Genomic DNA, 13,266 nt, shown 5'->3' on the forward strand with positions numbered 1-13,266 from the left:
ATCACTTAAATAAAGTAAAAAACATAAATTTTTTATGAATTTGATCCCAATTTATTTAAATATTGTAAAAACTCCTTTGTGCAAGGAGTTTTAGTTTTATCTTACTTTAAAAATTCGCTAATTTTTTCGCTTAATTTATTAGGTTCAAAACCTTTAAGTTCATAAACTTTTTGACCATCTTCACTTCATCCGTAACCCTGTGCTAAAAATGCATCAAATTTATTGAACTTAGCTAAACGGAATCACATTGAATCGCTTGTTGCTTCTATTGCGTAAATTGGTTTTAAGTGTAAACCTAAGCTTTGAGCTAATTTATCATTAACAACTAACTCTTGTAAAACAGGAACTGAAATTACTTGAGCTTTAATGCTGTATTTTTCTTCTAAAATCTTAGCTGTTTCAATTGCTAATTGAACTTCACTACCGCTAGCTAAAATTGATAAATCATAATTAATTTGATTTTTTACTACATAAGCTGCTGGCAATTGTGCTTTTGGTAATAAATTAAGAGATTTTAAGTTTTGTCTACATCCGATAATAGCCATTTGTTTTGTTTTTGAATCTAATGCCCTTTGGAAAGCCCCTAACATTTCAGATTCATCACATGGACGAATAACTTCAACATTAGCCATAGCTCTAAGCATTGGAATTTGATCAAATGGTTGGTGTGTTGGTCCATCTCCTCCAACTTGGTATGAATCGTGTGTAAAGACGTGAATTGCAGGGATTTCCATTAAAGCCCCTAATCTAATTCCGGCTTTCATATAATCACTAAAGGCCAAGAAAGTACTATCGATTGTTTTTAAATGTGAATCTAAATTAATTCCGTTGTTTATCGCAGCCATTGCAAATTCTCTAATTCCATAACGAATGTTAGCACCTTCGTTTTTACTAATTTGTTTTGCAAACCCAACCTTTGTAGCGCCATATAAATCAGCACTTCCACCTACAACACCTGGATAGTGCGCGTCGATGTATTGCATAATTGTACCGATGTAGTTACGTGTAGCAACATTTGTTTCAGTAAATTCCACTTTAGATAAATCGAATGTTTGTTGATTTGATGTAATTTTTTCTAATGTTGCAGCTTCATTTGGATATTGTTTTTTATATTTTGCATACATTTGCATTCATTCATCATATTTTTGTTGTTTTGGTCCTCATGATTCTTGAGCGTAGTCATATACGTCTTGATCATATTCAAAAGCAACTGTATTTTGCAATCCGATTTTTTGTTTAAATTCAATAGTAGCTTCAGGTTTTAAAGTCCCATTGTGACCTTTAGGTTGGTTAGCAACTGGTGTGTTAGCAGCAATAATAGATTTTACTTGGATATATGAAGGTAAGTTTGATTTTTTAGCTAATTCAATAGCTTTTTCGATTGATTCGTAATCATTAACATCAGCTGTGAAAACGCTAAAGTTTTGAGCCTCAAAATATTTTAATAAATCAATGCCATTAACTTCATCACTAGTTGAATCAATTTGTACATTGTTATAGTCATGAATTAAAATTAAACGATCTAATTTTAATGTTCCAGCAAGTTGAATAGCTTCTAAGGCAACACCTTCTTGAATACATCCATCACCATGTAAAGCGTAAATATCGTGATCAAAAACTTTGTAATTTTCTTTGTTGTATTGACTTTGTAAGTATTTTTGACTTAAAGCCATACCTACAGCCATAGCTATCCCTTGACCTAAAGGTCCTGTTGTAGCGTCAATATAGTCATTAGCGTCAATTTCAGGGTGAGAAGGAGTTTTTGAGTGCAAGTGTTTGTGTTCTTGCATATCTTCTTTTGATAAAAGACCCATGAAATGCATAATTGAGTAAATAGACATAGATCCGTGTCCAGCACTTAAAACAAATCTATCACGGTTAATTCATTTTGGATCTTGCGCGTTAATTGTTAAAAATTTTGTAAATAATGTGCATGTAATTGGGGCAGCACCAATAGCCATTCCTATGTGCCCTTGACCAGCTTTATTAATAGAATCTAACGCAATTGCTTGCATTGAAGAAACTAATTTTTTTTCTAGTTTATTCATTTATACCTCTTAAAAATTAAATGTATAAATATTATAAATTATTAAAACTAAAAAAATAATAAATGGTGTTTTTTGCCACAATTACCAGCAAGATTAACCTCAATTTTTTCAAAAATCAAGAATGCTTATATTGTTTAAAAAATAAAAAAAGTTAGGCAAAACTAACTTTTTAATGATGTGAGTGAAAACTCAAAATAAATATCGCAAATAAAACCCCACATAAAAGTATTATTATCACTTTTAATCAAGTTTTTTTGTCAAAGTGTGTGTGATAAAATTCTGGGAAAAATTCGACTAAACTGGTAAATAAGAAAATACCACCAATAGCAGCCAAAAGAAAGGCAAATAATCAATCTAAATTAGATATAGCATCAGCAAAATATGCGCCCATTAACATAAATGGCAAGAATAAGCATAAAGCTGAAACTGAAATTAAAATTGATTTAGATTTAGAATAACCCGCATCTCTTAGGCGATAATAAAATAAAATTTCTTCAGGAATTAAATGTAACACAAGTGAAATCATAAACGCAATAGTCAATGAACTATTTTCGTTATTTATGTATTGATTTATTAAATATCCTAAAATAAATCCTTCTGGAATTCTATGTGTTAAAAGTAAAACTAAAGCAATAACTTTGAATTTACCTGCGATTTTTTCGCTAATAGCGTCCTCAGCAACCGAAATTGTGTCATCTCTGTTGAAAATGTAATCAGGATGTTCATGGTTGTGAATGTTGTTTTGATCATGATCATGAACATGAACAAAAGCATTTATTTTATTTCCCTTTATTGACATTAGTTTTTTGTTTAATTTGTAGCTAATAACATACTTAACAACAAAAGAAAAAATTATTCCAACCAACGCTCCACCAAAAACTAATATCACGTTATATAAATATGTTATGTTTTTGTTGTTTGCATCTACTTGCAAGGCAAATAACGAACTTTTTTCAATAGCGTCACGCATAAATCCAAAAAGCGACATAACGATGAAAAACCCTGTAATAAAGGCGTATAAGTAAACTTTTAATTTAGGTGTAAGTCGATCTTTAAATAAAGGTAAAATGATTGCTATGCAAATAGGGATTATTAATAAAATGAATAAAACTACAAATACAAATAATGCTCTTGCGGCATTCATCCCAATTTGAATCGAAAAATTATTTATAAGTTGTTGCATGTATTATTCGTTAATTTCGATGTTGTGATATACACTTTGAACATCGTCATCATCCTCTAATTTAGCAACAAAGTCTAAAAGTTTTTGTTGTTTTTCTTTATCTAATTCCACATAAGTATTAGGAACATAAGTAACTTCGTTTTGAATAAATTCATTAATATTTAAACCATCTTCAATTAAAGTTTTAACTTCGGTAAAGTTCTCAGGTAAAGTAACAACCACATATGTTTGATCATTTGTTTCTAAATTTTCAACTGGTAATTCTAAAATCGCCATTGTTAAAGTTTCTTCGTCAATTAAATCTTTTTTAAATTCAATAATTCCTAACTTATCAAATGTATATGGAATTTGACCTGTTTTTCCTAGTGAACCATTTTGTTTGTTAAAGTAAGCTTGAATATTTGAAGTTACACGATTAACATTATCACTTAAAGTGTTAACGATAAAAGTAACACCTCCAGGAACTGTAGCATTAAACATAATTTCTGTATATGCTGCTGCGTTTTTATCACCTTTTGCTTTAGCGATAGCTCTTTCGATGTTATCTTTAGGCATGTTTTTAGCCTTTGCTTTTGAAATAGCTAATTTTAAGGCTGGGTTAGTTTCTGGATCAGCTCCTGCTGCTGAAGAAGCAGCAACAAAAATTTCTTTAGATAATTTTTGAAAAATTTTACCTCTAGCTGCATCTTGTGCACCTTTACGGTGAGCGATATTGGCCGCGTGTGAATGTCCTGCCATTGTATTCTCCTTATTAATTATTTAATTTCTTGTGGGCTTAAAGGGCGATAAGCTCCATCTCTTTTATGCTGTGAATTTGTATGTAATTTTTGAATTCTTTCAATTATATCTGAATTTAAGTTTTTTGAAATTTCTTCTTTGTTATCAAGGTGAGATAAGTAAAAATCAATATCGTTGTATGTTATTCCCAACTCATCTTCGTCACTTTGACCTTCTCATAAACCAGCACTAGGTTTTTTAAGAATTATTTCTTCAGGTACATTTAATAAACTTGCTAAGTATCTAACTTCTGATTTTGTTAAGTGACTAATAGGTAATAAATCAACACCACCATCTCCGTGTTTAGTGAAGTAACCGATGTAATATTCATCTAAATTATCAGTTCCCGCAACCAATAAATTATTTTCTTGCGCTAATGCATATAAAGTAGTCATTCTTAAGCGAGGCATAATGTTTGCTATTGCTAAATTATTAGTTAAATTTAAAACATTATCAAATTCTTTTTTTACTTTTTCTAGATTAACTTCAAGAAAATTCATGCCTAAATTTTGTTCTAATTTTTTAATATGTGGCATATCAAAATCCATATTATTAATAGGCATAATTACTCCGTAAGTACTTGTGGGGAAGGCTTTTTTGGCTAAAGCCACAACTAAAGCTGAGTCGATTCCTCCGCTAATACCTACAATTAATCCTTTAGCTTTTGCGCGCTTTACTGATGTTTGCAAAAACTCCACTAATGTGTCGATATATTTAAGTGCATTTTCTTTGTTAAAAGATATTTTTTTACCATTATATTGTGATATTTTCATAATTAGTCAAATTATATTATGTTTTTGTAATATTTAAAATTTAATTCAAAAAATTAAAATTTATATGTTATTATTTTTTTGACCTAAATAAAGGAGAATTATGCTAAAAGTTATTGATCACCCATTAATAAAAATTAAACTAACAAACATGCGTGATAAAGATGCAAATCATAAAACATTTAGAAGTAATTTAAACGAAATTGCTTCATTAATGGTTTATGAAATATTAAGAGATTATCAACCTAAAAACGCTGAAGTAATCACACCATTACAAAAAGAATATCAAGGTTACGATTTTGATAAAGAAATTATTTTAGTTCCAATTTTACGTGCTGGATTAGGAATGATTGACGGAATATTAAATTTGGTTCCAGAAGCTAGAGTTGGACATATTGGTTTATACCGTGATGAGGAAACTAAACAAGTTCATGAATATTTTTATAAAATGCCGCAAATCTCAAAAGATTCACTCGTTTTAGTGGTTGATCCGATGTTAGCCACTGGCAATAGTGCTGTAGACGCAATAAACAGACTTAAAAAAGACGGATTTAACAACATAAAATTAATTTGTTTAGTAGGTGTTAATGAAGGTGTTAATAACGTTTTAAATAACTTTGGCAATGATTTTCCAATTTTTCTTGCTTCTTTAGATTCAAAACTTAATTCAAACAAATATATTGAACCAGGTTTAGGGGATGCTGGTGATAGAATTTTTGGTACAAAATAGCATTCGCAAAAAAGCTTAATAAACACGATCAAAAGTCGTGTTTTTTTAATTTTTGTGATTTTTTATTTTTAAAAAAATTTATTTCGTATAAAAAATAAACTTTGTGAAACGTATTAAAAAGCTTATAAAATTTTCAATTAATTTTTTATTTAGCCCAAAAACACTATAAAAAAGTAAAAAAAGTAAATTTTTATTTTGTGTAAATTACCAAAAAATAAAAATTTAAAACAAAATAATACAAAAACGTTACAGGAACACAAAAAAATACAATTTTATAAAATTTAAACATTGATATATATAAGATAGGCTTACTATGCAAATTTATAAGTTCAAAGCGAGGTGATTATGAACAAAAAACTAAGAAATGGATTAGTTGTTACAGCTGCGGTTGCTGCCACAGCAAACATCGCCATGGTTCCGGTTTTATTAACAACAAAAACAGCAAATAATTCAGCTGATTTGTTAAAAATTTTACAAGCATATCAAAGAGAAGGTGAACAATATTTAAATGAATTAAGAGTACCGGCAGAAACTTTAGAATATCAAAATTTAGCTAAAGATACAGATGAAGCCAAAAAAGCTTCTGTTAATACTCCTAATTTATTAGATTTAGTTAATAATATTAAATTATCTATTGAAGATGTTGATCGTAAATATCAATCACTAACAAGTGAGTGATCTCAAAACTTTACAAATAGTTTAATACAAGCTAAACAAGCTTTAAATGAAAGTATCTTTTTGACAATAAAACAAAAAAACGATGCTAATGAAAAAATAAATGACTACGAACAAGCTATCAAACAAGAGTGAGATTGAAAAAAATATAAAAATTCAAGTGAAGATTTAGATAATTTAACACAACAAATTAATACATATAATAAAGAAAACGAGAATGCTAAAAAAGAATTTGATGCTTTTAAAGAACAAATTCAAGCACAAATTAAACAGCAACTTAATGATGAAGAGCAGCAAAAAGTAAATAATCAAATCACTCAAACCACTAAAAGAATATTGGGGGCTGATGTTGTTACTCCTGATACTTTAGTACAACTCAAAAACCAAATTTCTAATATTTTAGAAGATGCGTTATACTCTTCAACAAAGCACTTAAGCGCAAAACAAAAATATGATTTAGCTTTATCTAACTTGGTTGATTTTATTAACTCTTTAGATCAGAATCACTATCCAAATTTTATTGTATTCGCTAATGAAGAATTAAATAAAATAACAACACTTATAACTAATAAATCAAGAGAAAAGGCTTTAAATGACGCTACACTTAAGTTAAATACATTACTTTTAGATTTGACTGAACACAAGGCAAAAATAGATGTTCAAAGACAAAATATTGACTCGTTAATCGAACAAATAACAACCTATATAAGTAGCTTATCTGAAAATTTAAATAAGTATAAACAACTAAAAAATACCGAATTAAAGCAATTGGATGAAAATAATTTATTTTTATTATCTTATGAACAATTAGTAGAAAAAAACAAATCAATTGATAATTACTTTTCTAGCTTAAAACAAGAGACAAAAGAACTTTTAGAAGCTCAAAAACAATATGAAAATTCTAAAGAGAATCTTTTAGATTTTTACAATTCCTTAACACAAAACAGAAACGAAACAAAAATAATTATTGCCAACGAACTTGATAAAAATGACGCATACACACAAGAGCAGCAAACTAAGCAAGCTTACTTATTGGCTGCAAGTAATTTAGACGAAATACTATCTTTATATAAAGATATAGAAGATAATAATTTACAAAATAGAGTTATTTTAGAAAGAGTTATTAATAAAGTTAAAGAGCTTAAAAATAAATATCCAGATAATTTTACAGTTCAACAAGATGCGGACAATAAAATTAAAGAATATACACCATTTTTAGAGTCTGATAATTTAGAAGTTATAAAATCAAAAGCTAATGATTTAGAAGAGTGACGTGTTAATTATGAAAATGATTTATCTCAAAGACTCAAGGCATTAGAATTTTTAAATCAACAAGTTCAAAAGTTGAATTCAATTATTTCAGATAATCAATCTAACTATCCTACCTCAACTTCTCAAGCTGCATTTCAAAGAGATTCGTTTATTGAAACTATTAGCGAAGATTCAGATATTAACGAAATTAATGAAGCTATTGAGCAAATAAACGAATTAATCTTTAACCTAGACCAAAAAATTAAAACCTTACTGAATGATAAGCAACTTTTTGAAACAAGAAAAAATCAATTAAAAACATGAGCTGAGGAAAATATTTCAGATCTAAAAGAACTTAATTCTACTTTAGAAAATAAAATTAACTCCTTAACAACAAAAGTAAAAGGAACAGAAGAAATATCTGTTGTGGCTGAGGCTATCAAAGAGATTAATTCTTTAAATGAATATATTCTTTCTGTTTATTTACCAATTAGAGAATATTTAGAAATTAAGAAAAATTCATTGTCAAATGTTCAATTACTAGATGATTCAAATAAAATAGAATCAATAAAACAAAAAATAAACGAAATTGACCAAAGACTCAATAAAACAGATAAAAACAAACAAAATTATCTCGATGCAAAAAATGAAATTAACGTTTTATTATTTGATGAGGCTAAGAATTATTACGATAAAAATTTAGCTTTAGCTGATTCTTTATCAACACAACACGATGATAAAACACTTAAAGAGTTTGTTTTAAAAATACAAAACGAAACGCCTTTATTACAATTAGATTCGCAAAGTTATTTTGAACAAGCTAAAAAATTAAAAATTGAAATCGATACTTTCAATTTAAGAAATACTTTAAAACAATTAAATCAAGAAATTGACAGATCTCAACAATATGTTAATGATATTAACGATCCTGAAAATGTTAATTCTCAAATAATTCTTCAAAAAGCAAACGAAATATCACAAAAAAGTTCACAACTAGATCGTTCACAAGCGGATTTCGTTTCACAAATTAATAAATTGTTAGATGAGTTAAAATTAACAAATCAACAACAATACACAAAAGCTAAAGAAAGTGCAATAGCAAATTTTAATTCACATATATCACAAACTAAAATACATGATAATAGTGATGAATCAAATAAATGAAATGCTTTTATAGATTTATCAAAAGATAATTTGTTAAGAGAAAAAGAAATTAATAATTTACTCGATATTAGTTACTCACAAATAAAAAACTTAGTTAGTGAATTTAATAATAAAATAGCTAACACAAAAAACGAAAAGCAAATTTTTGATAGTTGATTAGCTGAAGTTAATAAACTAAAAAATGATAACTATTTAGAAATTGAACCTCAGTTTGATAACAAATTACAAAATATTTTAAATCAGTTATCAAATCCAGCACAAGCTAACAATTACAGTAATTTGGTTAATTCACTTAGAGCTTTAAGAGATGAATTTAAGGAAAAATCTAGAGTAAGACAAGATAATATTGACTTAATTGCTGAAGCTAATGAATATATTAGAACTAATTTAAACGAGAATTCACACAAAAATATTATTGATGAATTAAATCAACAAATAACCAATAATACCTTTAGTTCGAATGATCAGATAAATAGTGTTTTATTAAAAAATCAAAATATATCTAATGCTATAGAAAGAGCCAAAACACAAAAACGTAATTCAGACAACAATGTAAGAGACTCACAACGTGCGTATGTGGATTTAAAAGCAAAATCAGTAAAATTAGCTGAAACTATGAAGAAAAAAGGTGAAGCTCACGCTGTTTATGCTAGAAGTTTAGACGAAATAATAAACTCTACAGCTAGGGTAGCAGAAAAACAAAACCCATCACCAAGTTTTGCGCAGGTAGAAGAATCAATTTTAACACTGCAAAATAAGTATAATATTACCCAAATGCTTGACAAAAAGCAAGATTTATTAAATTTAATTAGTGATTTTGAACAAATTTACAACGCAAACGCATCAGTTAAATTTGATAATCCACAATTTAATGAGGCACAAAACGTTTTAAAAGATTTATTAAGTTCTAATAAAATGCCTTTTGAAAATGAGAATCAAAACCCTCAAAATAATCAACAAAGATACGAACAGAGATTAGTGAAAGTTAAAAGTGACTTTCCTAATTTATATAAAAACTTACAAAATAGATCTTTTTTAGTTCTTTCAAATAAAATAAATGAACTAAAATATAACAACCAACAAACACAAGATAATTTTGTAACAAAGACTTTTAATTCATTTGTTGAAGCACAACTAAATCAAAAAGTGAGCGAGCTAAAACAAAATACAGATAATTATCAACCTAGTGTTAATCAAATTATTAACTCAATAGCTGTTTTAAAAAATACTTTCGAACCAATTAAACAACAAATAGATAATTATTTAAATAAAGATAATTTATTAAGAAATAAATTAAAAGAAGATCGAATTAACGATAATTCTTCACCTTATATAAACATTTATACAGATAAATTAACAAAAATTAATAAATCTCTAACAACTCCAGTGACACCTCAAAAAGCGCAAGCGTTAGTGGATGAAGTTCAAAAAGTCATCAACGAATATGAATCAACTAAAAGTGTAAGAATTAGATTGAATCAAGCTTATGATTCTTTAATGAGTAAAATCAACCAATATGAAAAATATCAATTAGCAATTTCTTCAAATGGTAACAACACTTCTTTTGTTAGTGAACAATACAACCAAATAAAACAAACTCTTACTTCTGCTAGAAGTGGGTTAAATACAGCCAAAACACTAGAAAATGATTCATATCAAAATACACTTTCGCAGTTACAAACTAATATTGAAAATGTTGTATCTTACTATCAAAAAGCTCAACAGCTGATGAGAGATAAAATTAGCAACTTAATTAATAACTCTAAAATTGCAAATAATAATGCTGATGCTAATCAAACTAAAGAAATTAATAAATATAATCAATATATTGATTCTTTATTAAATCACAATTTTGATTCTAATGATTCTAGTCTAAATCCGCTTGTCAAAGATATGATTTTAAGATACAATCAACTAGAAAATGTAACAATAAGGGATATTAGACAATTAAGAGACGAATTTAATAAATTAATCACTAAAGCAAAAGAAACAGCTAATTCAAAATTAGCTTCAAATATATATGAAGCTGACAAGCGTCAAATTTATAGTGATATTGATAATTTATACAATTCAACTTTTACCAACCAAGCTTTAATTAATTCTCAAAGTTACACAAACGCTATCGTAAAAGCTAAAGAATTAATTAACAAAGTCTATGCTCTTAAAAATGAACGTGACTTAGCTAATGTTAATTCCGATTATAATAGTGCCTTATCATTGGTTCAAACATATTTAACAAACACTTTAGGTAACAATCCAAACTATAGAACAATTAAAGATCAATTAAATTTAGTTGTTCAAAATTCAACAACAACAAAAAATCAAGTAGGTAAAAATATTGATCAAATAATTTTGCTTACACAGAAATTAAAACAATCATTAGAGAGTTCTAAAAGCTTAAAGAATTCAATAGATTCACAAATTCAAGAACTTAAAAAGCCATTATTAGTAACTATTAAAGATGCAGAGAACTTTATTAAATTATATGAAAATGTTGCTTCTATCGCTAGTGAAATAAACGCTATAAAAGCAGCAAAAAATCAAGCTGACAGCGTTTATCAAAATGTAAATAGCACGCCACAGCAAATAGAACAAGCACAAAGTACATTAAGTGGTTTATTCACAATTAATTTCGATAAGGCCAAACCAGAAATTATTAAAAATGAAATTTCTAAAGAGTCCAATTCATTCTCTGAAAATCAAAAAGATTTTTTATTTAATGGTGGAGACGAACTAGAATACTTAAACAAATTACAAGAACTATTAGAAAAACAAAATGAACCTGGCGTAGACATAGAAAATATTAAAAGACAAATAGAAGAATCTAAGAAAAAGCTACAACAAAACACAATTAAAAAACAACAACTAATCCTAAACGCACTAAATAATGACGTTTTATTACAAATTGATAGTAGCTCAAAACAAGCTTCTCAATCATCTCAAAAATTATCAGATGAATATTCTGCACTATATGCACATCCCAGTTTTGACGCAGGAATAGTCAGAAATGTAATGACATATTATCAAAATTTATTACGCCAAAAAATGAGTGAATATAGAGAAAAATACAAAAACAGATTAAAAGTAAATCCGGATGACACGGTAGCAAGGTTATTTTTAAAATCTACAGAAACTACTTTAAATTACCAAAATGTATTACTTCAAAATTTTGGAACTAGCACAAATCACATACAAGATTGAGACAAAACTTCTACTACAGTTTTTAAAAAATTTAGAAAGCGTTATTATGATTCTAACTTTGCCTATGGATATTATGGTCTCTACCCTAAAGAAGTAGGTAAAAGAATACTTATAGTCCCCAAACCAGACGCTATTTTGTGAGAAGCTCACGGAATTGGTGATTTATTGGGTATTAATTATAATATCGACACCGCTGACTTATACCAAGGTTATTATGCAAGCGAGGAGGGTTCAAAAAGTAGTCAAGCAGTTTTATTTTTCTTTGTTGTTGATGGATTTATACCAACAATTTTAAAATCTTACGAATATACAGAAAAAGTTGTGGATATAATAAATTCTATTAATGAATACACAAATGAATGAATGAAAAAAATCGACAACGAAAATGATAAGATTCAGTTATTGAAAACTATTTCATATGCCAAAGCTAGATTCGATAAAGTTATTAATAATATAACCCAAAACACTTTTAAATCAAGGTATAGATATGATAAAAGCAGAGATCCTAAAAGAATGGGGCTTATCTTAGAAGCTTATTATAACGACCTAAAAAAAGAAGCGGCAGATAGGGTTAATAGCAAATATACTGCTGATGACAGAGCTAATAAACAGTATGTTGAAAATGTTATAAAACAGACTCAAAGTTTTTATGAACAGATAAAAACAAGTTCCAAATCTCAAAGAGAAAAAAATGAAGATTTATATTCAACAATAATTACACTTGAAAAATCTGTCGACTTTGTCAACAAGAATTTTTATCACTTTAATATAAATGGATGACAATCTAGAAATGATTGAAAAATAATACCTGATCAATTAAGTGATTTTAGTGATCCAGAAAATATTAGAGATATCATAGAAATATATAAAATTTTAGTAGGTATAAACGACAAACTAAAAATTCCTAATAATTCTAAATATTCGATCCAGTGGTTACAAAATCCACAGTCACCAGACAATGTAGCTAATGATTATTTAACAAGAGGTCAAAGACAATACTCAAAAGCGGTCAAAATAAACGAAAATGGTCGTGATTGAAACAGAGATAATGATCAAAAAGGTACTTTATATACATATAATGAATTTAAATGAAATTATAAAAATAAATTCAAAGTAGCCAGAGACAGAATATTAGAATATGCTTATGTTGAAAAATGAAATGATAAATCATTACAAAATGAAGCGTTAAGAAAAATTCAAGAATTAGATTCATTAGTTAATTCACAGAAACCGAACTATGAAGCTGCTTTTTCACAGGCTAAATTATTTTTAGAACGTGTAAATTATAAAAACTTTTAATTACCCTTGTTTTATAGTTTAGAAAGTTTATAACACATTGAAACTTTGATTTTGTTGAATATTTTAAAACTAAGACATTAGTATTTATCAAATATTATCACCAAAATAGTTATAAAAAAACACAGCACATAAATAATTAAATGTGGCTGTGTTTTTTAGTGTGTTGAC

The 13,266-nt window shown here is 27.5% G+C and carries 6 protein-coding genes; 2 read left to right on the top strand and 4 right to left on the bottom strand.

The features are described from left to right. Positions 1–101 precede the first annotated feature (101 nt). The 4 genes from V2E24_RS02870 to nadE form a co-directional block, all read right to left on the bottom strand. Positions 102–2,048, bottom strand: a complete 1,947-nt coding sequence (locus V2E24_RS02870; RefSeq protein WP_330500919.1) for a transketolase — start codon at positions 2,046–2,048, stop codon at positions 102–104. Positions 2,049–2,217: 169 nt separating this feature from the next. Next, complete coding sequence (locus V2E24_RS02875; protein WP_330500920.1) at positions 2,218–3,231, bottom strand: ZIP family metal transporter; 1,014 nt, start codon at positions 3,229–3,231, stop codon at positions 2,218–2,220. Positions 3,232–3,234: 3 nt separating this feature from the next. Then, positions 3,235–3,969, bottom strand: a complete 735-nt coding sequence (locus V2E24_RS02880; protein ID WP_330500921.1) for a YebC/PmpR family DNA-binding transcriptional regulator — start codon at positions 3,967–3,969, stop codon at positions 3,235–3,237. 17 nt (positions 3,970–3,986) lie between these two features. After that, positions 3,987–4,781, bottom strand: coding sequence for an NAD(+) synthase (gene nadE, locus V2E24_RS02885; RefSeq protein WP_330500922.1), 795 nt, complete (start codon positions 4,779–4,781; stop codon positions 3,987–3,989). Between the two features lie 100 nt (positions 4,782–4,881). On the opposite strand from nadE, the gene upp reads away from it, so the two are divergent. Both upp and V2E24_RS02895 read left to right on the top strand, forming a co-directional pair. Then, positions 4,882–5,508 carry a uracil phosphoribosyltransferase gene (gene upp / locus V2E24_RS02890; RefSeq protein WP_330500923.1) on the top strand — a complete coding sequence of 209 codons (627 nt, stop codon included), beginning with the start codon at positions 4,882–4,884 and terminating at the stop codon, positions 5,506–5,508. Between the two features lie 345 nt (positions 5,509–5,853). After that, the gene (locus V2E24_RS02895) at positions 5,854–13,098 is read left to right on the top strand and encodes a hypothetical protein (protein ID WP_330500924.1); all 7,245 of its coding nucleotides are present in this window, start codon (positions 5,854–5,856) and stop codon (positions 13,096–13,098) included. The last annotated feature ends 168 nt before the right edge of the window (positions 13,099–13,266 follow it).

Source organism: Mycoplasmopsis ciconiae, from assembly GCF_036350065.1.
Classification (GTDB): domain Bacteria; phylum Bacillota_I; class Bacilli_A; order Mycoplasmatales; family Metamycoplasmataceae; genus Mycoplasmopsis; species Mycoplasmopsis ciconiae.